Origin of the sequence: Pseudomonas sp. WOUb67 (assembly GCF_050058005.1) — a bacterium.
GTDB classification, from domain to species: domain Bacteria; phylum Pseudomonadota; class Gammaproteobacteria; order Pseudomonadales; family Pseudomonadaceae; genus Aquipseudomonas; species Aquipseudomonas putida_R.
In genome coordinates this window covers 3,956,680-3,977,091 of record NZ_CP170112.1, presented here as the reverse complement: position 1 = coordinate 3,977,091, position 20,412 = coordinate 3,956,680, and the positions used below count along the sequence as shown (strand labels likewise).

Below are 20,412 nucleotides of genomic sequence, written 5' to 3'. Positions count from 1 at the left end.
TGTTCGTCCTTGAGGTCAGTGCTTGCTGGCGCCAGCGGCGCCGATACCGGTCATGGAGCGGATGAACTGGGCCAGGTAGCGGCCTCGCTCTTCACTGGCACGTTCGGAACTGTCGGTAACCGAGAACACCCAGGCACTGAGGAATGCCAGGCTCATGGAGAACAATGCCGGGTTGCTGTACGGGAACAGCGCTTTCTCGTGATGCAGCACGTTGACCCACACTGCCGGGCCCAGTACCACCAGCAGCACCGCCGAGGCCAGGCCGGCCATGCTGCCGCACACCGCGCCGCGAGTGGTCAGGCCCTTCCAGAACATCGAGAGCAGCAACACCGGGAAGTTGACCGAGGCAGCCACCGCCAGCACCAGGCCGGAGAGGAAGGCGATATTCTGCGACTCGAACATCAGGCCGAGCAGCACTGCCAGCAGGCCGATCAGCAGGGTGGCGATACGCGATACGCGCATTTCCTCCTGCTCGGTGGCCTTGCCTTGGCGGATTACGCAGGCATACAGGTCGTGAGAGACCGCCGATGCGCCGGACAGCGCCAGGCCGGCGACCACGGCCAGGATGGTGGCGAAGGCTACGGCAGAGATGAAACCAAGGAACAAGTTGCCGCCGACAGCCTGCGCCAGGTGCACGGCGATCATGTTGCCGCCGCCGATGATTGCACCGGTCGCGTCGCGGTAGGACGGCTCGGTGCCGACCATGACGATGGCGCCGAAGCCGACAATGATCAGCAGCAGGTAGAAGTAACCGATGAAACCGGTGGCATAGAACACGCTCTTGCGTGCTTCCTTGGCGTCACTGACGGTGAAGAAGCGCATCAGGATATGCGGCAGGCCGGCGGTGCCGAACATCATGCCCAGGCCGAGGGAAATCGCGTCTACCGGGTTGGACAGCAAACCACCCGGGGCCATGATCGCCTGGCCCTTGGCATGCACGGCCACGGCGCTGGCGAACATGGCCTCGGTGCTGAAGCCGAAGTGCTTGAGCACCATGAAGGCCATGAAGCTGGTGCCCGACAGCAGCATCACCGCCTTGATGATCTGTACCCAGGTGGTGGCGAGCATGCCGCCAAAGGTGACATAGGCAACCATCAGCACACCGACCAGCATCACCGCGTACAGGTAGCTGATGCCGAACAGCAGCTCGATCAGCTTGCCGGCGCCGACCATTTGCGCCACCAGGTACATCAACGCCACTACCAGCGTGCCGAAGGCCGAGGTCAGGCGCACCGGGGTTTGTGCCAGGCGGTAGCTGACCACGTCGGCAAAGGTGTACTTGCCCAGGTTGCGCAGGCGTTCGGCGATCAGGAACAGAATGATCGGCCAGCCGGCCAGCACGCCCAGGGCATACAGCAGGCCGTCATAGCCGTTCATGAACATCATCGCGGAAATGCCCAGGAAGGAGGCGGCGCTGATCATGTCACCCGCGATCGCCAGGCCGTTCTGCATGCCGGTCAGCCCCCCGCCGGCGGTGTAGAAGTCACTGGCCGAACGGGTGCGCAGGGCAGCCCAGCGGGTGACCAGCAGGGTGAAGCAGACAAACACCATGAACATCGAGATGGCAGTCCAGTTCATTGTGCGCACTCCTGCTTGACCTTCTCATTGAGCGGGTCGAGCACATTGTTGGCGCGGTGCACGTAGATGCCGGTCAGGGCAAAGGACAGCAGCACCATCAGCACGCCCACCAGCATGCCGACGGTGGTCACGCCGCCGCTGAGGGACTGGCCGAGGGTACTGGGGGAGAACGCCACCAGCAGGACGAAGCCGTAGTAGATCACCAGCATGGCCAGGGTCAGGCTGCCGTTGAGGCGGCGTTTACGCCGCACCAGGTGCTGGAAGTCGGGGTGGTTGGCGATGCTTTCTATGCGTTCGGGTGCCATGGCAAGCGATCTCTTGGTTTTGTAATTGTTTTTTGTGAGGTCACGCGGGTATTGCGGTTTTGCTCAGGGCCTCTTCGCGGGTGAACCCGCTCCCACAGGTAGGGTGCTGCCCTCAGGCCTTGTGCAAATCCCTGTGGGAGCGGGTTTACCCGCGAAGCAGGCGCCGCGGTCTTAAAGCTGGTCGAAGTCGAGGACTACCTTGTCGCTCACCGGGTAGGTCTGGCACGACAGCACGTAGCCGGCCGCCACTTCGTAGTCTTCCAGCGCATGGTTGCTGTCCATTTCCACTTCGCCTTCGATCACCCGGCACTTGCAGGTGGAGCACACGCCGGCCTTGCACGAGTAGGGCAGCTCGGCACCGATGGCATTGCCGGCGTCCAGCACGTTCTGGGTGTTGCGTGGCAAATCGAAGGTGAGGGCGCGGCCGTCGCTGATCACGGTGATGTGGCTGAGCGCCGAGTCCACCTGGCGCGCGGCCTCACGGGCTTCGCGGCGGGTTTCGCTACCGGCGGCGGCGAACAGCTCGAAATGAATGCGCTCCTTGCCCAGGCCATTGGCCTGCAGGCTGTCACGCACGGTCTCTGTCATCGCCTGGGGGCCGCAGATGAACGCCGCGTCCAGGCCTGGAACGTCCAGCCAACGGGAGAACAGTTGGCCGCATTTGTCGGCATCAATGCGACCGTTGTACAGGTCGACATCCTGCTGCTCGCGGCTGAACACGAAAATCAGGTTCAGGCGGTCGAGGTAGCGGTTTTTCAGGTCTTCGAGCTTGTCGCGGAACAACGCGCCAGAGCTGGAGCGGTTGCCGTACAGCAGGGTGAAGCGGCTGTGCGGCTCACTGTCCAGGGTGGTGCCAATAATCGACAGGATTGGGGTAATGCCGCTGCCGGCGGCCACGCCCAGGTAATTGCCCTGGCGGGCAGGGTCCAGCGGCACGAAGAAGCTACCCGATGGCGGCATCACGTCCAGTTGCTGGCCGGCTTTGAGCACTTCATTGGCAAACGCCGAGAAACGCCCGCCTGGCACGCGCTTGACGGCCACGCGCAGTTCACCGTCCTGCACGGCACTGCAGATGGAGTAAGAGCGGCGGACCTCTTCGTTGTCCAGCTGGGTACGCATGACCAGGTACTGGCCCTGGGTGAAACGGAACTGCGCCTGAAGGTGCTCGGGCACGTCGAAGGCAATCGAGACCGCATCACGGGTTTCGCTGCGCACTTGCTTGATGGTCAGGCTGTGAAACTGGCTCATGGCGTTCTCCACGGCTCAAATGCATTTGAAATAGTCGAACGGCTCCAGGCACTCGCGGCAGCGGTACAGCGCCTTGCAAGCGGTGGAGCCGAACTGGCTGAGCAATTCGGTATGGGCACTGCCGCACTGCGGGCAGCACACCTGGGGCGTTTCACCCAACAGGCTGCGCTTGCTGGCGCTGCCTTGGGGCGGGGCGATGCCGTAGAGGCGCAGGCGCTCGCGGCCCAGCTCGCTGATCCAGTCGGTGCTCCAGGCCGGGGTCAGCCGGCGTTCAAGATCCGGTGCGGGGAAACCCGCCTGCTCCAGCGCCTGGCGGATATCACCCTCGATCACCTCGGTGGCCGGGCAGCCGGAGTAGGTCGGCGTGACCACCAGGTGCAGGTGGCCGGCGCGCCAGTCGAGGTCGCGGACGATCCCCAGGTCGACCACGCTGACCACAGGCACTTCCGGGTCCATGACCTCGGCCAGCACCTCCCAGGCCCGGGCCAGGTCGTCGCCGCGTGGCGCCCGCGCGCCACGGTCGCCGGCAATCAGCTCACCAGGTTGCATCGGGGTAAGCCCTTGGCAGGAACTGCATCTCGGCCAGCAGCAGGCCCAGGTGCTCGGTATGCAGGCCCTTGCGGCTGTCCAGGTAGAAGTGGCTGGCAGCCTTGGGCAGCGGCAACTCGACCGAAGCGAAAGTCTCGCTCACCTGTTTGAACCAGGCAGCACCCACGCTGGCCGGGTCGACAGCGATACCCGCTTCGGCCAACTGCACCTCGTTGTCGCTGGCGGCCGTCAGCTCGACGGTGAAGCGCCACAGTGCCGGTATGGCGGCGAGCATGCGTTGCCGGCTTTCTTCTGTGCCGCCCCCCAGGCGCTGCACCCACTCGCTGGAGCGGCGCAGGTGATAGGTGACTTCCTTCAGTGCTTTGGCGGCGATACCGGCAATACGCTCGTCGCTGGACCCTGCCAGGCCCTGTAGCACGGCGTAATGCCAGGCGTCGTAGAGAAACTGCTTGGTCATAGTCACGGCGAAATCGCCGTTGGGCTGCTCGACCAGCAGCAGGTTGCGGTAGGCGCGCTCGTCCCGGCGGAAGGCCAGGGCATCGGCGTCGCGGCCGTCGTCAAGCAGTTCGGCTGCGTATTCCAGCCAGTTGCGCGCCTGGCCGACCAGGTCTAGGCCAACGTTCATCAGGGCCAGCTCTTCTTCGATGGCAGGGGCGTGGCCACACCATTCGCAGAGGCGCTGGCCTTGGACCAGGGCACTGTCGCCAAGCAGCAGCAGGTAAGGGATCAGGGCTTCGTTGTGCATGGCCAACCTCACATGTGTCCGACTTCATCGGGCAGCTCGTAGAAGCTGGCATGGCGGTAGACCTTGTCGTCCGATGGGGCGAACAGCGGGTCTTTCTCGTCGGGGGAGGAGGCGGTGATCAGCGCCGAAGGCACCACCCACAGGCTGACGCCTTCGCTGCGGCGGGTGTACAGCTCGCGGGCATTTTCGATGGCCATGGCGGCGTCGGCGGCGTGCACGCTGCCGACATGCTTGTGGTTAAGGCCGTGCTTGCTGCGCACGAACACTTCGTAGAGGGTCCAGACAGACATTTTCGATCTCCGCATCAATCGCCGCTCAGGCGGCGTTCTTGTTCTGTTGCTTGCGCGCGTAAGCCACTGCGGCCTCGCGTACCCAGGCGCCGTCCTCGATAGCCTTGCGGCGGGTGGCGACACGTTCCTGGTTGCACGGGCCGTTGCCTTTGATCACTTCATAGAACTCGTCCCACTGGATTTCGCCGAAGTCGTAGTGACCGCGCTCGGCGTTCCACTTCAGTTCAGGGTCGGGGGCGGTGCAGCCGAGCAGTTCGAGCTGCGGCACGGTCTGGTCGATGAAACGCTGGCGCAGTTCGTCGTTGGTCTGGCGCTTGATCTTCCAGGCCATGGACTGGGCGCTGTTCGGGGAGTGTTCGTCGCTGGGGCCGAACATCATCAGCGATGGCCACCACAGGCGATTGATCGCGTCCTGGACCATGTCGCGCTGGGCCTGGGTGCCGTGACGCATCATGGTCAGGAGGATTTCGTAGCCCTGGCGCTGGTGGAAGCTCTCTTCCTTGCAGATACGGATCATCGCGCGGGAGTAGGGGCCATAGGAGGTGCGCTGCAGCACCACCTGGTTGACGATTGCGGCGCCATCCACCAGCCAGCCCACCGCGCCCATGTCGGCCCAGCTGAGGGTGGGGTAGTTGAAGATGCTCGAATACTTGGCCTTGCCGCTATGCAGCTTGGCGATCTCTTCGTCGCGGTCGGCGCCCAGGGTTTCCATGGCGCTGTACAGGTACAGGCCGTGGCCGGCTTCGTCCTGGATCTTGGCCATCAGCTGCAGCTTGCGCTTGAGGCTGGGGGCGCGGGTGACCCAGTTGCCTTCGGGCAGCATGCCGACGATTTCCGAATGGGCGTGCTGAGAGATCTGCCGGATCAAGGTCTGGCGGTAGGCCTCGGGCATCCAGTTCTTGGCTTCGATCTTGATTTCGGCGTCGATCTTTTCCTGGAAGTTGCGCTCCTCGGGGGACATTTCTTCCAATGATTTGACGCGCTTGACTCCGGTTTCCACTAGCTGTGCGTACATGTGCGGGGACTCCTGCTAAGGCATGAGTCATTTGTAAGCGATACAAAACAGAACGTCAAACAGTTTCATGTGTATCAAATAAGATTTGTGTATCGCTTTTCGGCCTCTTCGCGGGTAAACCCGCTCCCACAGGGGGCACGCACAGCTGTTAGAGCGGGCAGAACAAACGCAAAAAAAAGCCCCGGACAATGCCGGGGCCGAAAAGGCAGCCGAATGAATCAGCTGGCCAACCGTTTGTCGTACACGTGGCACGCCTTGCCCTCTGAGCGCTTGAGCGTCCCGCAGGGCTGCAGGTGCACATGGGTGCTGATGCCGATGTAGGTCTTGATTTGCTTGCTCAGCTCCGCGATAACCAGTTTGCGCTGGCCTTCATCGAGGTGCTGGCACTCCGCACGCAACTCAACATGTACCTCTACGCTGTCCAGGTTGCCATTACGATACAAATGAATCTCATACATCTCGGAAAGCTGTTTTATTTTTAATACCTGTTCCTCGATCTGGGTCGGGAACACGTTGACCCCACGAATGATCAGCATGTCGTCACTGCGCCCGGTGATCTTGCCAATCCGCCGCATCGGCCTGGCGGTGCCGGGCAGCAGGCGGGTGAGGTCGCGGGTGCGGTAGCGCACCATTGGCAGCGCCTCTTTGCTCAGCGAAGTGAACACCAGTTCGCCCAGCTGACCGTCCGGCAATACCTCGCCGGTGACCGGGTCGATGATCTCGGGGTAGAAGTGGTCTTCCCAGATGGTCGGGCCGTCCTTGGTCTCGATGCACTCCATCGCCACCCCGGGGCCCATGATTTCCGAGAGGCCATAGATGTCGAGGGCATTGATACCCAGGCGTTGCTCGATCGAGCGGCGCAATTCATCGGTCCAAGGCTCGGCACCGAAAATGCCCAGACGTAGCTTGAGGTCATGCGGGTCGATGCCCTGGCGCTCGATCTCGTCGGCCAGGTTCAGCATGTACGACGGCGTAACCATGATGATGTCGGGCTGGAAGTCGCGGATCAGCTGCACCTGCTTCTCGGTCTGGCCACCGGACATCGGGATTACCGTGCAGCCGAGGCGTTCGGCACCGTAGTGTGCGCCAAGCCCGCCAGTGAAAAGCCCATAGCCATAGGAAACATGCACCTTGTCGCCCTTGCGCCCGCCGGCCGCACGGATCGAGCGCGCGACGACGTTGGCCCAGGTGTTGATGTCATTCTGGGTGTAACCGACCACCGTCGGCTTGCCGGTGGTGCCGCTGGAAGCGTGCAGGCGCACCACCTCTTCCTGGGGCACGGCAAACATGCCGTAGGGGTAGTTGTCGCGCAGGTCGTTCTTGCCGGTGAAGGGGAACTTCGCCAGGTCTTCGAGGCAGGTGAGGTCGTCGGGGTGGGCGCCGCATTCGGCAAAGCGCTGGCGGTACAGCGGCACATTGTCGTAGGCGTGCTTCAGGCTCCAGCGCAGGCGTTCCAGCTGGTGCTGGCGCAGGGCGTCGACGCTGGCGGTTTCCATCGGGTCCAACAGGGCACGGTCGGCATCATGGTACATGTTCATGGCTTCACTCGAATTGTTCTTGTACGCCGCGCGCCAGCGGTTGCAGGCAACGCGGTGAGTGTCATGAGCGCAGCATATACGGCTGCGTTCGGTTCGGTAACAGGCGGATGGTCTGATCCGCTCAGAGGCGCTCGATGACCATGGCGATGCCCTGGCCAACCCCGATGCACATGGTGCACAGGGCATAGCGCCCGGCGGTTTCTTCCAGCTCGTGCAGGGCAGTTGTGACCAGGCGTGCACCGCTCATGCCCAGCGGATGGCCGAGGGCGATGGCTCCGCCGTTGCGGTTGACCCGGGGGTCGTCGTCGGCCAGGCCCAGCTCGCGCAACACTGCCAGGCCCTGGGCGGCGAAGGCTTCGTTGAGCTCGATGACGTCGAGGTCAGCCAGCGACAAACCCGTGAGCTCAAGTACCTTTCGGGTTGCCGGCACCGGGCCGATGCCCATCAGCCGCGGCTCAACCCCTGCCACAGCCATGCCGACGATACGGCCGCGGGCTTTCAGGCCATGGCGGCGGGCAGCGGCGCTGCTGGCCAGCAGCAGGGCGCAGGCGCCGTCGTTGACGCCGGAGGCATTGCCGGCGGTTACGCTACCGCCCTCACGGAACGGCGTGCCGAGGCGGGCCAATTGCTCCAGCGTAGTGTCGCCGCGCGGATGCTCGTCGTGCTCGACCACTTTGGCCGGGCCTTTGCGCTGCGGGATCTCGACCGGTACGATTTCTTGCGCCAGGCGGCCGCGGGCCTGAGCGGCGGCCGCCTTGTGCTGGCTGCGCAGGGCGAAGGCATCTTGATCGGCGCGGGAAATGCCAAACTGTTCAGCCACGTTCTCGGCAGTTTCCGGCATCGAATCGGTGCCGTAGGCAGCCTTCATCAGCGGGTTGACGAAGCGCCAACCGATCGTGGTATCGAACAGCTCGGCCGCGCGACCAAAGGCCTGCTCCGACTTGCCCATCACGAATGGCGCACGCGACATCGATTCCACGCCGCCGGCCAGCATCAAACCTGCTTCACCGCAGCGCAGGGCGCGAGCCGCGTTACCGATGGCATCCAGGCCGGAACCACACAGTCGGTTGATCGTGGTGCCCGGTACTTCGAGCGGCAGCCCGGCCAGCAGGCTGGCCATGTGTGCCACGTTGCGATTGTCTTCGCCGGCCTGGTTGGCACAGCCGAGGATCACGTCGTCGACCGCTTTCCAGTCAAGCTCGGGGTGGCGCCGGATCAAGGCTTTCAGCGGGATGGCGGCGAGGTCATCGGCACGTACGCCGCTCAAGGCCCCGGCATAGCGGCCGATGGGGGTGCGCACGGCGTCGATGATCAAGGCATCGGCGAGGGTGTGTTCAGTCATCTTGCGTCTCCTGCGCCAGCACGGTGCCGCGCACTTTGTAGGATTTGCCATGGAACATCGCCACCAGCTCACCGCGCTGGTTGTCGATACGCACGTCGTAAAGCCCGGTGCGGCCTTTGCGGCTGACTTCGCTGGCATGGGCGGTGAGCACGTCATCGCGCAACGCCGGGGCCAGGTAGTCAATGCTGCAGCCCAGCGCCACGGTGGCCTGGTCATAGCTGTTACAGGCGAAGGCGAACGCCGAGTCGGCCAGGGCGAACAGGAAGCCGCCATGGCACGTGCCATGGCCCTGGATCATGTCGGCGCGTACCGGCATGCGCAGGCTGGCTCGGCCCGGGCCGGCATCCAGCAGGCTGATGCCCAGGCCCTGGGTGGCCGGGTCGCGGGCATACATGGCGTCGGCACAGGCTTGTGCCAGTTCGAGTTCAGTCATGCAGGGTGCCTCCTTTGGCCTCGCAGCGACGTAACAACAGGGAAGGGCGGTAGCGGCTTTCGCCATAGCTGCGCTGCAGGTTGTCGAGCACGCGCAGGGTGTTGGCAATACCGATGTTCGTCGCCCAGGCCAGCGGGCCGCAGGGGTAATTGACGCCGGCGCGCATGGCCAGGTCGATGTCGGCGGCGCTGCCGACGCCCTGCAACACGGCATCGGCGGCCTCGTTGGCGAGCATTGCCACGGTGCGCAGCACCACCAGGCCGGGCAGGTCGGCGACCGCAGTGACCTTGAGGCCGGCCCGCTGCAGCAGGGCCACCGCCTGGTCGCGGGCGTTTGCGGTGGTATCGGCCGACCAGCTGATGGCAATCCGCGAGGCAGTGCTGTAGTCCAGCGCGAGGTCGAGCAGCACCAGGTTGCGCAGGCCATCTTCACGGGCGCGCTGGCTGGCGAGGCGGCCATCGGACAGTGCCAGGGTGGCATCACCGACCTGGATCACGCCGCTACCGGCACGCTGGGTTACGACGATGCCGTTCTGGCGCAGGCGTTCGACCAGTGGCTGCAACACACCGAGGTGCCCCTCGATAACGCAGGCTTCGGCGCTGCTGGAGCTGTGCATTTCGGCCGGAACAGGGCGCTCGGCGCCTTCGGCGTAGCTATAGAAGCCCTGGCCAGTCTTGCGGCCGAGGCGGCCGGCATCCACCAGCTCTTTTTGTACCAGTGACGGCTGGAAGCGGAAGTCCCCATAGAAAGCATCGAACACCGAGCACGTGACGGCGTAGTTGACGTCGTGGCCGATCAGGTCGGTCAGCTCGAACGCCCCCATGCGGAAACCACCCGCATCGCGGAGCAGCGCATCAAGGCTGGCGCAATCGGCTGCTCCTTCCTGTAGCAGGCGCAGGCTTTCGGCATAGAAAGGCCGTGCCACACGGTTGACGATAAAGCCCGGTGTCGAGCGCGTGTGCACCGGCTGTTTGCCCCAGGCCTGGGCGGTATCGTAGATGCACGCGGCCACGGCCGGTTCGGTTGCCAGGCCTGACACCACCTCGACCAGCGCCATCAGCGGTGCCGGGTTGAAGAAGTGCATGCCAACCACTTGCTGCGGGCGTGTGAGACCGGCAGCCAGGCTGGTGATGGACAGTGACGAGGTGTTGCTGGCAATGATGCAATCAGCTGCGCACAGGGCTTCAAGCTGGCTGAACAGCGCCTGCTTGACCTGCAGGTTCTCGACGATGGCCTCGATCACCAGGCCGGCATCAGCCAATGCTTCGAGCGTGTCGACCGGGGATAGCCGAAGGCTGATCATTTCGCGCTCTACGGCCTGCAGCTTGCCTTTTTCCACGAGCCGGGCGAGTTGCCGCTCAATACCGGCCACTGCCTGGCCGGCAGCCCCCGGGCGGTTGTCGTAAAGCTTCACCGGGTGACCGGCCTGGGCCGCGACCTGGGCGATGCCGGCCCCCATGGCACCGGCACCGATCACCGCTACTTGCACATTGCTTGCGAGGGCGCCCATGTTCAGCGCCCCTTGAATGCGGGTGTGCGCTTGTTCATGAAGGCGCTTACGCCTTCGCGGTAGTCCTCGCTGCGCCCAGCCAGGCGCTGCAGGTCGCGCTCAAGCTCCAGTTGCTCATCGAAGCCGTTGTCGAAACTCGCATTGAGGCTGCGCTTGATCAGCGCCAGGCCGTAGGTGGGCTGGGTGGCGAGTTGGCGGGCGAGGGTGAGGGCTTCGTCACGCAGCGCGGCATCGTCCACCACGCGGTGGATCAGCCCCCATTGCTGGGCCTGTTCGGCACCAAGGCGCTCGCCCAGCATAGCCAGTGCTTTGGCCCGCGCCATGCCTACCAGGCGCGGCAGCAGCCAGGTACCGCCTGAGTCCGGCACCAGGCCGATCTTGCAAAAGGCCTGAATAAAGCTGGCCGAGCGGGCGGCCAGCACCAGGTCGCAGGCCAGCGGGATGTTGGCACCGGCGCCGGCGGCCACACCGTTTACCGCGCAGATCACCGGCAGCGGCAGGTCGCGCAGGGTGCGCACCAGCGGATTGTAGAACTTGTCGATCGATTCACCCAGGTCTGGCACCTCGGCGCCTGGGGCGACGTTGCGGTCGGACAGGTCTTGGCCGGCGCAAAAGCCGCGGCCCTCAGCCGTCAGCAACAGCACCCGAGCATCACTGCTCTGGCGAACTTGCCTGAGTGCTTCGCGCACTTCCAGGTGCATGGCAGTGTTGAAGCTGTTCAGCTGTTCGGGGCGGTTCAAGGAGAGGAGGGCGACGCCGTCCTCGATGGAAAACAGGATGTGCTGGAAAGTCATGACAGACTCGCTCCGTCAGTCGAGGGGTAAATGATCAGCGGCCTTGGAAGCGCGCCGGGCGCTTTTCCTGAAAGGCCCGAATGCCTTCGTCACGGTCGGCGGTGCCGGCCAGCAGGGTGAAGGCATGGCGTTCGAAGCGCAGGCCACTGGCCAGGTCGGTATCACCGGCCTTGAGCAGCGCCTCTTTTGCCAGGCGCACTGCCAGCGGTGCCTTGGCGGCGATGCTGCGGGCAAGCTGCATGGCGCGTTCCACGGTCAGTTCGGGCTGGGTGATTTCGCTGATCAGGCCGGCCCGCTGGGCGTGATGGGCAGTGATGGCTTCGCCCGTCAGCACCATCTGCATGGCCAGCGGCTTGCCGACGGCACGCAACAGGCGCTGGGTGCCGCCAGCACCGGGGATGATGCCGAGGTTGATCTCCGGCTGGCCGAAGCGGGCGTCGGTACCGGCGATGACGATGTCGGCACACATCACCAGTTCGCAACCACCACCCAGGGCGTAGCCGTTGACGGCAGCAATCAGCGGCTTGCCAAAGGCGGCGATGCGTTGCCAGTGGGCTACACGAGGGTCGTTGAGGATGCCGACCAGGTCGCGCTCGGCCATCTCGCGGATGTCAGCGCCTGCGGCGAATGCTTTGCGACTACCGGTGACTACTACAGCGCCGATCTGGTCATTCCGGGCAGCTGCGTCCAGCGCGGCGGCCAGCTCTGCCAGTAACTCGGTGCACAGGGCGTTCAGTGCCTCGGGACGTTGCAGGGTAATGAGCTGAACGCCGTTTTCCGGCGCCTGCACATCAAGATATCGCGGCATGTCGGGTTCCTCTGGCTGCACGCACGGCACATCGTGGGGCCGGCATTTCTTGGAATTGTTTGCAGGGGCGTGACGCTGGATCACGACCAGGTGAGGCCAGTATATGCATTACGTGATACGTGAATGCAACATAGAAAATTGGATTGCGTATCCCTTGATGCGAATAGTCGTGTAGTTTCCGTTTACCTCAAATGATCAATTAGGCGCTTATAATGGCCATATCGCTGATCATTTTGCCGATTTTTAAGAAAAATGCTGATGAGCGGAAAGCGATACACGACCACGCCGATTGACGACAAAATATTTTGTGATACAAGATCAAGTGCCATTTCAAATCATTTCTGGAGCTTCCATGCCTTGCTATCGACTGGACGGCTTGACGCCTGTGGTTCACCCGACAGCCTACGTGCACCCAAGTGCAGTCCTGATCGGCGACGTCATAGTCGGACCTCGTTGCTACATAGGCCCCCTGGCATCGCTCAGGGGCGATTTCGGCCGCATCGTGCTGGAGGAGGGCGCCAACTTGCAGGACACCTGTGTCATGCATGGTTTTCCGGGCGGCGACACGGTGGTCGAACGAAACGGGCATGTCGGCCATGGCGCGGTGTTGCACGGCTGCAAAGTGGGGGAGGACGCCTTGATCGGCATGAATGCAGTGGTGATGGATGGCGCCCATATCGCCCCACGCTGCATCGTCGCGGCGACCGCGTTCGTCAAAGCCGGTTTCGCATGTGAAGCGCAAAGCCTGGTGATGGGCTCGCCCGCCCAGGTGAAACGGCCCTTGAGCGAACAGGAGTTGGCCTGGAAGCAGCGCGGCACTACGGAGTATCAGCACCTGGCGCAGCGCTGCATGAACAGCATGGTCGAATGCCCGCCATTGGCCGAAGCCGAACCAGGGCGCCCGCGCATGGAGGATACTGGTGTGAGGCCCAAAGGCCAGGCGACCGCATGAGCCTGGTAGCGTCACGTAATGGTCAGGCGGCCCGCCGCACAGGTATAGTCGGTGCTTTATCCGCGCACAGTTCGCCCATGAGCAATCTTGCCCCACTGAACAACCTGATCACTCGCTTTCAGGAGCAGACGCCAATCCGCGCCAGCTCACTGATCATCACCTTGTACGGCGATGCCATCGAGCCCCATGGGGGGACCGTCTGGCTGGGTAGCCTGATCAACCTGCTGGAGCCGATCGGCATCAATGAACGACTGATCCGCACGTCGATCTTTCGCCTCACCAAAGAGGGTTGGCTGACCGCTGAAAAGGTTGGCCGGCGGAGTTACTACAGCCTGACGGGCACTGGCCGCCGCCGTTTCGAAAAAGCCTTCAAACGTGTCTACAGCCCGAGCCAACCGGCCTGGGATGGCGCCTGGACGTTGGTGTTGCTGTCGCAACTCGAGGCTGGCAAGCGCAAGGCCTTGCGTGAAGAGCTGGAATGGCAGGGCTTTGGCGTCATGGCGCCGAACCTGCTTGGCTGCCCACGGGCAGACCGCGCTGACTTGGCCGCAACCTTGCGTGACCTGGAAGCCAGCGACGACAGTATCGTCTTCGAAACCCACACCCAGGAAGTGCTCGCGTCCAAGGCCATGCGCTCCCAGGTGCGGGAAAGCTGGCGTATCGATGAGCTGGGGCAGCAGTACAGCGAGTTCATCCAGCTGTTCAGGCCGCTGTGGCAGAGCTTGAAAGAGCAGCATCTGCTGGATGCTCAGGATTGCTTTCTGGCGCGCACGCTGCTGATTCACGAGTACCGCCGGCTGCTGTTGCGCGATCCGCAACTGCCAGACGAGCTGCTGCCAGGCGACTGGGAGGGAAGGGCCGCGCGACAGTTGTGCCGCAACCTGTATCGACTGGTGTTTGCCAAGGCAGAGGAATGGCTAAATGCAGCGCTGGAGACAGCAGACGGGCCATTGCCAGATGTGAATGAGAGTTTCTATAAGCGTTTTGGTGGGCTGGCTTGAGTCCATTAATGCTGACAGCCATAGGCCTTATCCTTGATAAGGCCCACCACTGTAGGCATTAACCTGAATAAACCATGACTTAATATGTGCTATGGTTAACCTTAAGTATATTAATGTTAATGATGGTGGACATTATGTCGGGTTACTTTCCCGTCGCATGTGCCGACACACTCAGCAAAATCGGGCTATTGGTGAAGGCACGCCGACTCGCGCTCGGCCTGCGCCAGGCTGACATCAAGGCAGCCATTGACGTTTCAGCGCACACGCTGCGTAAGATTGAGAGCGGCTCTGAGCTGGTGGATCTGCGTTCATTCATGTTGGTGCTTTGGCGGTTGGGTATCAGCGATACGGTGTTCTCATCGCTGGAGGGCCTGGAAAAAAGCTCACAGGTCACACTGCTTACCCAGAGCGACGATGTGCTTCAAGGCATCGCGGCCAGGCGCGTGCGTTTGGCCAAACCCAAGCCTGAGGAGTTCTGATGTCTCGCGCCTACATCTATATGGAGCATCCGGAAACGGGCGAGGTCATGACCCTGGGCCGGCTCACGCTAAAAGGCAAGGTGGGCGAGTTCCTGTATGCCCCAGATCAGGTGGCACGTGGCGGCTGGGTACCCGACCCGATCAACTACCCCCTGCGGGCCGAAGCCTACACGGGCATTGCCAAAAACCGCGGGGTACCTGGCTTCATCAACGACGCCATGCCCGACGGTTGGGGGGAGAGGCTGCTGCACCGCGCCTACGGCCAAGACTTGGGCACAATCGACTTTTTGCTCAAGTCACCCAACAACGACCGCATCGGCAACCTGATGGCCGGCACTGCCACGACGCCTGCCGAAGGCATCGGCGAGGGTTCCGTACCAAGCCTGAAAGGGCTGGCAAAATTCGTTGCTGCCTGCGAGGCAGTGTATGACGGGCAAATCGACAGCGAATCGACCGTCGCCCTGAATGTACGTCAGCAACGCTCCGCATTGGGTGGAGCACGGCCGAAACGCACCCTTCAAGACAACGGGATGCTTATTCTGGCCAAACCACGTGATCGGTTTGACCACTACGACTTACCGACGATCGAGTATGCCTGCATGACATTTGCGGCAGGGAAGGGCATGAATGTGGCGCGTACCGCACTGCATGCCGAAAACCCTTCCACCTTGCTGATCGAACGCTTTGACCGTACTCCGATTGCCGAGGGGGCCCGGCGCATACCGATGCTCAGCGCGCTGACCTTGCTAGATTCGGAGTGGGACGGCCCGCACCACAGGGATTGGCGCTATGCCGCCGTGGCAGACGAGATGCGCCGGCGCGGCGTGCCACATGGCGACTTGCAGGAGCTGTTCAAACGCATGTGTTACAACGCCTTGGTAGGGAACTCTGATGATCATCCACGCAATCATGCCGTGATATGGGTTGGCGGGGAGTGGCGGCTTTCACCGATGTACGACGTCTTGCCCATGCTTGACGAGGGGCCCGCTAAGGCCTTGGCTATGGCTGTTGGTCGAGAGGGCAGTCAGGTGAGTCGAGGCAATTTGCTCAGCCACCATACACATTTTGCACTGGGACGTGATGAGGCCGAATACCTGCTTGAGCAGGTGGCTAGCTGGGAGCAGGAGTTGAAAGATCATTACGCGAAAGTCCTGTCGGGGGACGACTTGGACATGGCCTGTGATGCGGCCAGTGCTGCGCGTATGCTGAAATAGAGGAGCGCTTATTTGATAACTACGCTAAATGACTATTTAGTGTAGTTATCAGCAATAGGCATCCAAAAAGCGAACAATTAATAGATAAAATCACACTTCGTGCGCGTAGGCAAGCAATCTCAAGCTGCCGCCGTCTGCTTGAATGGAGCAGGCGGCGGGCTTTGGATACCCTGCAACCAGTCGCAGTAGCGGGCCACGCCTTGCTGGACTGTCAATGTAGGTGCCTGGTAACCGGCAGCGCGCAAGCGCTCCAGGTCGGCACAGGTGTAGCACTGGTATTTGCCACGCAAATGATCAGGAAATTCGCTGTACTCAAGCACACCCTCAAGCAACGCCGTCTCGAGGGACAAAGGCGGTTGGTCTTGTTGCTCACGCAGCCTATTGATCACAGCCAAGGCAACGTCATTGAACGGCTGGGCGCGACCACTGCCGACATTGAAAATGCCGCTCAATTGTGGGCGGTCAAGGAAGAACATATTGACCTTGACCACGTCATCCACAGAGACGAAATCACGCAGATGTCCACCGCTGGGATAGTCCCTATAGCTGCCGAACAGGCTGACTTTTCCATGGGCCTGGTACTGGTTGAAGCAGTGCAGGGCCACTGACGCCATCGTACCTTTGTGCTGCTCATGGGGCCCGTAGACGTTGAAATAACGCAACCCGACGACCTGGCTGCTTGCTGTCGTCAGTTGCCGGCGCACCTGTTGATCGAACAGGAACTTGGAATAGCCATAGACGTTTAGCGGGCGCTCACATTCACGTAGTTCGCGAAAATCCTGACCGGCGCCATACACGGCTGCCGATGACGCATATAACAGCGGAACCCGTTGGCGCTGAGCAGACGCCAGCAATTCACGGCTGAACCGGTAGTTGTTATCCATCATGAAACGACCATCAGCTTCGACGGTGCTTGAACATGCACCTTGGTGCAGCACGGCACGCACCTTGCCGAACTCACCACGAGCAAAGCGATCGAGAAAATCGTCCTTGTCCAGGTAGTCGGCAATTTCACTGTCGGCCAGGTTGCGGAATTTGTCGCCATCGGTCAGATCGTCGACGGCAATGATCTCGGTTTCGTTGCGCTGGTTGAGCGCCTGAACGAGATTGCTACCGATAAATCCTGCAGCGCCGGTTACGATGATGGTCATGCCAGATTCCCCGTGAGGGTGCGGAGTCAAAATTTTAATGAAGGTAATCCGAGCCAACCTTAATCTGGATCAACCAATGGACCGGTTTCGACGAATGAGAGCCTTGAGCAGGCTCACCACGGCGCAGTGATAAAATACGAATGTTCGGATAATGCATATTATGTTAAATGATGTATCTTGTCATGGATGTTCATGAACTGCATCCAGGCTTTCTACACCTAACTTGGTCGCCCGAATCGGCTCAGCTAAAACGACATCTTTTCCGCAGATTGATCCGCGCACCCGTGACCAGTACCTGCGTCCTTCGCCCGGGCGCTGCGGAGAATCCGTTCCCGGAACGATCGCGTTCACAGCTGCTCGGAAATCTCGATCAGGTTTAGATCTGGGTCACGGACGTAGACCGAACGGATAGGACCTGTGGCACCAGTGCGCTGAATAGGCCCCTCAACGATCGGCCACTCCTGGGCTTGCAGGTTTGCAATCACCTGTTCAAGACCGACGCTGGCGATGAAGCACAAGTCCAGTGCGCCAGGAACGGGCAGATGGGCCTTCGGCTCGAACTCTTGGCCGCGGACGTGGACATTGATCTTCTGATTGCCAAAACAGAAAGCCATGCGCCCTGCCCCGAAAGTCTCGAGGCGCATGCCCATGACGCGGATGTAGAAGTCTTTGCATGCTTCGACATCAATGGTGGTAAGCACCAGATGATCCAGGTGGCCTATCATTTTCGTTACCTCCGGTATCGCCGAGACGGCTTGCTTGGTCATGTTGCGAACGTGATCAAAGCATGTGACCAGCCCAGATCCCCTGCTCCACCAATTCTGACGCCAACGCTACGAACGTCTCGCCAACATAGCGGGTGGCTGGGCTTACTCGCCTGTCGGCAGGTGACACCATGACCAGTTTGCGCATAGGCGTCGGCTCTACCAGTGGCGCTGCGCAAAGCGTGCCGTTTTGCAAGTGGCCGTAGATAGACGCCAATGGCAAGGCGGTCAGGCCGAAATCATTGCGGACCAGATCGATCATTGCCCCAAACGAATCTGCCTCGACGCTGGCTACAATCTTGAAACCGAGATCTGCAGCGCAACGGTCCATGATCTTGCGCAAGCCATGTCGCGGGCTGGGCAGGACCAACTGCTGGTGAGCCAGGCTTGCGAAGTTGACGGCCTGGTCCATCGTCAGACCGGCACTGGGTGGCCCTACCAGGACCAGGTTCTCCATCATCACCGGCACGATGCGCAGCGTGTGCAAAGGCTCAAGATCATAGGAGATCGCCAGCTCCAGTTCGCCGCGCTGGATCCAGTCCAGCAAGTAGCCGCTGAAGGCAGAGGAGAAACGGATAGACAAATCCGGATTTTCCTCGCGAATGCGTTTCACCAGCCGCACCGTCATGATCTCGGCAATGGTCGGTGTGGTGCCGATCGCGACGGCGCCACGGAAGGCTCCCTGACCACCCACCACCGAACTGCGAATTGCCTCCAGTTCATCCATGATGCGCGTGGCATGCTGCAGCACTTCACTACCGGCCTCGGTGATGATCATGCCGCGACCGTGGCGCTCAAACAGGTAGACCCCCAGCTCTTTTTCCAGCTGACGTATCTGGCGACTCAGCGCCGGTTGAGCGATATGCAGTCGATCAGAGGCCTTGCTGAGACTGCCGAGCTCGGCGACATGAATAAGTGTTTTGAGCTGTACGACGTCCATAGGCTGACCAACGTGGGGAAATGGGGTGGCATCGCAGTCTAAACAGCCCACCTGCTACCAGCTATAGAATTTCAGCATATCAGATAGTCACCTGGTCCCCTTATTCAGGCGTGCTTCGTGGAGTAGCTTGCAGGCAAGTCGCGCCTCGATGCGCGATGCCTCACAAGAATAAGACTAGAGGACTTGATCATGCTATCCATCACCCCCCCTCCTCTGGCAGGACCGGTTGCACTCCAGCCGTTCTGTTTGCGAATACAGCCCCCTCACTGACGCGCAGAAATGCCCCCAAGCCATGCACGGAGCGCTTGTTGTCGCTTCGTGATGTCTCGTGCTTTGCCAGAGGTTAACTACCATGTCCACCCCCCTGCCGATCAATACCGATCTCGATGATGCACCCGCCCGCCAACCCAATCGTGTCCGCGCGATCATGGGTGCCTGCTCGGGGAATCTGGTCGAGTGGTACGATTTTTTCATCTACGCCTACACCGCGATCTACTTCGCGGCATCGTTCTTCCCAAAAGGCGATACCACCACTCAACTGCTGGCCACTGCTGGCGTATTTGCCGTCGGTTTCTTCATGCGTCCATTGGGCGGGTGGATCTTCGGCTGGCTCGCTGATACGCGAGGCCGGAAGGTCTCGATGATCATCTCGGTATTCATGATGTGTGGCGGCTCATTAATGATCGCGGTCATGCCGACCTATGAAACGGTGGGTATCGCGGCACCGATCATGCTGGTGGTCGCACGGCTGATTCAGGGGCTCTCGGTAGGCGCCGAATACGGTACAGGCGCCACCTACATCAGTGAAATCGCCACACCGGGGCGTCGCTGCTTCTACGGTTCGTTCCAGTACTTCACGATCATAGCCGGGCAACTGCTGGCGCTGTTCACCGTGGTGATCCTGCAGCAGACCCTGACAGACGAACAGCTGCGCGAGTGGGGCTGGCGGATCCCGTTCTTCATCGGCGCAGTCAGCGCCGTCGTGGTGGTCTACCTGCGTCGTTCGATGCACGAGACCGCGTCGAAAAAAGACATGAAGCGTGAGGGTGCTGGCTCGTTGCGCGGCATGTTCAAACACAAACGCGCGGTCGCCCTGGTCATTGCCTTTACCATTGGCGGCTCGCTGTACTTCTATACATTCACCACCTACATGCAGAAGTTTCTGGTGATTTCAGCCGGCTTCGACGCAGAGACGGTGAGTTTCATCATGACCTCTGCGCTGATCGGCTTCATGCTGTGCCAGCCGCTGTTCGGGCTCATGGCTGACCGGCTGGGGATCAAGATCCACATGCTGATGTTCTCGGGGCTGGGAGTTCTACTGGTGATCCCGCTGCTGTTCACGATCAAGGGTACGCAAAGCCCTTTCGTGGCGTTTGCGCTGGTGTTCGGCGGGTTGGTGATCGCCTCGCTGTACACCCCCATCGCAGGCATCGTCAAAGCCGAGCTGTTCCCACCGGCGGTGAGGGCCTTGGGTGTAGGCTTCCCGTACGCCATCGGCAATGCGGCGTTTGGCGGTACCGCCGAGTATGTGGCGCTGTCGTTCCGGGCAGAAGGCACCGAGGACTACTTCTTCTTCTACGTCGCGGCAGTGCTCTGCGTGACCTTCATTGCCTCGATGCTGATGCCTAACCTGACCCGCCATGGCTACATCAGCGGGGATGGCAAGGTGGAAGAGAATACCGGCATGCCGGTGAGCAGTATGCAGGCGACACAGCCGTGAGGTAAGCGCTGCTTTTCCCGCACTCTCCTGGCGACT

The 20,412-nt window shown here is 61.5% G+C and carries 20 protein-coding genes and 1 pseudogene; 5 read left to right on the top strand and 16 right to left on the bottom strand.

Annotated elements, in window-relative coordinates:
- Positions 1–15: 15 nt before the first annotated feature.
- From ABOC32_RS17910 to paaF, 13 genes and pseudogenes are all read right to left on the bottom strand, one after another.
- Positions 16–1,584, bottom strand: a pseudogene (locus ABOC32_RS17910) (cation acetate symporter); the annotation flags it as partial.
- Positions 1,575–1,883, bottom strand: a complete 309-nt coding sequence (locus ABOC32_RS17905; protein ID WP_426808217.1) for a DUF485 domain-containing protein — start codon at positions 1,881–1,883, stop codon at positions 1,575–1,577. The gene ABOC32_RS17905 and the pseudogene ABOC32_RS17910, both read right to left, overlap by 10 nt.
- Before the next feature lie 171 nt (positions 1,884–2,054).
- Positions 2,055–3,131 (bottom strand): 1,2-phenylacetyl-CoA epoxidase subunit PaaE, encoded by a 1,077-nt coding sequence (gene paaE, locus ABOC32_RS17900; RefSeq protein ID WP_426808216.1) that lies wholly within the window; start codon positions 3,129–3,131, stop codon positions 2,055–2,057.
- Positions 3,132–3,146: 15 nt separating this feature from the next.
- Positions 3,147–3,680, bottom strand: coding sequence for a 1,2-phenylacetyl-CoA epoxidase subunit PaaD (gene paaD / locus ABOC32_RS17895; protein WP_426808215.1), 534 nt, complete (start codon positions 3,678–3,680; stop codon positions 3,147–3,149).
- On the bottom strand, positions 3,667–4,425 hold the full coding sequence (gene paaC / locus ABOC32_RS17890; RefSeq protein WP_426808214.1) for a 1,2-phenylacetyl-CoA epoxidase subunit PaaC: 759 nt from the start codon (positions 4,423–4,425) through the stop codon (positions 3,667–3,669). The genes paaD and paaC overlap by 14 nt, the downstream gene beginning before the upstream one ends.
- Positions 4,426–4,433: 8 nt before the next feature.
- Positions 4,434–4,715 (bottom strand): 1,2-phenylacetyl-CoA epoxidase subunit PaaB, encoded by a 282-nt coding sequence (gene paaB, locus ABOC32_RS17885; protein WP_004374528.1) that lies wholly within the window; start codon positions 4,713–4,715, stop codon positions 4,434–4,436.
- 25 nt (positions 4,716–4,740) lie between these two features.
- Positions 4,741–5,730, bottom strand: coding sequence for a 1,2-phenylacetyl-CoA epoxidase subunit PaaA (paaA, locus tag ABOC32_RS17880; RefSeq protein ID WP_025754119.1), 990 nt, complete (start codon positions 5,728–5,730; stop codon positions 4,741–4,743).
- Between the two features lie 218 nt (positions 5,731–5,948).
- Positions 5,949–7,268 carry a phenylacetate--CoA ligase PaaK gene (gene paaK / locus ABOC32_RS17875; RefSeq protein ID WP_426808213.1) on the bottom strand — a complete coding sequence of 440 codons (1,320 nt, stop codon included), beginning with the start codon at positions 7,266–7,268 and terminating at the stop codon, positions 5,949–5,951.
- 121 nt (positions 7,269–7,389) lie between these two features.
- Complete coding sequence (pcaF, locus tag ABOC32_RS17870; protein ID WP_426808212.1) at positions 7,390–8,610, bottom strand: 3-oxoadipyl-CoA thiolase; 1,221 nt, start codon at positions 8,608–8,610, stop codon at positions 7,390–7,392.
- On the bottom strand, positions 8,603–9,043 hold the full coding sequence (gene paaI, locus ABOC32_RS17865; RefSeq protein ID WP_300021329.1) for a hydroxyphenylacetyl-CoA thioesterase PaaI: 441 nt from the start codon (positions 9,041–9,043) through the stop codon (positions 8,603–8,605). The genes pcaF and paaI overlap by 8 nt, the downstream gene beginning before the upstream one ends.
- Positions 9,036–10,553, bottom strand: coding sequence for a 3-hydroxyacyl-CoA dehydrogenase PaaH (paaH, locus tag ABOC32_RS17860; protein ID WP_426808211.1), 1,518 nt, complete (start codon positions 10,551–10,553; stop codon positions 9,036–9,038). Before paaH ends, paaI begins: the two co-directional genes overlap by 8 nt.
- Positions 10,554–10,555: 2 nt before the next feature.
- Entirely contained in the window at positions 10,556–11,347 is a 792-nt protein-coding gene (gene paaG / locus ABOC32_RS17855; protein WP_426808210.1) for a 2-(1,2-epoxy-1,2-dihydrophenyl)acetyl-CoA isomerase PaaG, read from the bottom strand.
- 34 nt (positions 11,348–11,381) lie between these two features.
- Positions 11,382–12,155 carry a 2,3-dehydroadipyl-CoA hydratase PaaF gene (gene paaF, locus ABOC32_RS17850; protein WP_426808209.1) on the bottom strand — a complete coding sequence of 258 codons (774 nt, stop codon included), beginning with the start codon at positions 12,153–12,155 and terminating at the stop codon, positions 11,382–11,384.
- A gap of 352 nt (positions 12,156–12,507) precedes the next feature.
- On the opposite strand from paaF, the gene paaY reads away from it, so the two are divergent.
- The 4 genes from paaY to ABOC32_RS17830 all read left to right on the top strand — a co-directional run bounded on the left by paaY (position 12,508) and on the right by ABOC32_RS17830 (position 15,801).
- The gene (gene paaY, locus ABOC32_RS17845; protein ID WP_426808208.1) at positions 12,508–13,107 is read left to right on the top strand and encodes a phenylacetic acid degradation protein PaaY; all 600 of its coding nucleotides are present in this window, start codon (positions 12,508–12,510) and stop codon (positions 13,105–13,107) included.
- Positions 13,108–13,184: 77 nt separating this feature from the next.
- Entirely contained in the window at positions 13,185–14,108 is a 924-nt protein-coding gene (paaX, locus tag ABOC32_RS17840) for a phenylacetic acid degradation operon negative regulatory protein PaaX (protein WP_426808207.1), read from the top strand.
- Between the two features lie 134 nt (positions 14,109–14,242).
- Positions 14,243–14,587 (top strand): helix-turn-helix domain-containing protein, encoded by a 345-nt coding sequence (locus ABOC32_RS17835; RefSeq protein WP_426808206.1) that lies wholly within the window; start codon positions 14,243–14,245, stop codon positions 14,585–14,587.
- Positions 14,587–15,801, top strand: coding sequence for a type II toxin-antitoxin system HipA family toxin (locus ABOC32_RS17830; RefSeq protein ID WP_426808205.1), 1,215 nt, complete (start codon positions 14,587–14,589; stop codon positions 15,799–15,801). The genes ABOC32_RS17835 and ABOC32_RS17830 overlap by 1 nt, the downstream gene beginning before the upstream one ends.
- Before the next feature lie 119 nt (positions 15,802–15,920).
- Here ABOC32_RS17830 and rfaD read toward each other — a convergent pair whose 3' ends face one another.
- The 3 genes from rfaD to ABOC32_RS17815 form a co-directional block, all read right to left on the bottom strand.
- Positions 15,921–16,952 (bottom strand): ADP-glyceromanno-heptose 6-epimerase, encoded by a 1,032-nt coding sequence (rfaD, locus tag ABOC32_RS17825; RefSeq protein WP_426808204.1) that lies wholly within the window; start codon positions 16,950–16,952, stop codon positions 15,921–15,923.
- 347 nt (positions 16,953–17,299) lie between these two features.
- The gene (locus tag ABOC32_RS17820) at positions 17,300–17,677 is read right to left on the bottom strand and encodes a VOC family protein (protein WP_426811625.1); all 378 of its coding nucleotides are present in this window, start codon (positions 17,675–17,677) and stop codon (positions 17,300–17,302) included.
- 55 nt (positions 17,678–17,732) lie between these two features.
- Entirely contained in the window at positions 17,733–18,656 is a 924-nt protein-coding gene (locus tag ABOC32_RS17815) for a LysR family transcriptional regulator (protein ID WP_426808203.1), read from the bottom strand.
- 352 nt (positions 18,657–19,008) lie between these two features.
- On the opposite strand from ABOC32_RS17815, the gene ABOC32_RS17810 reads away from it, so the two are divergent.
- Complete coding sequence (locus ABOC32_RS17810; RefSeq protein WP_426808202.1) at positions 19,009–20,376, top strand: MFS family transporter; 1,368 nt, start codon at positions 19,009–19,011, stop codon at positions 20,374–20,376.
- The last annotated feature ends 36 nt before the right edge of the window (positions 20,377–20,412 follow it).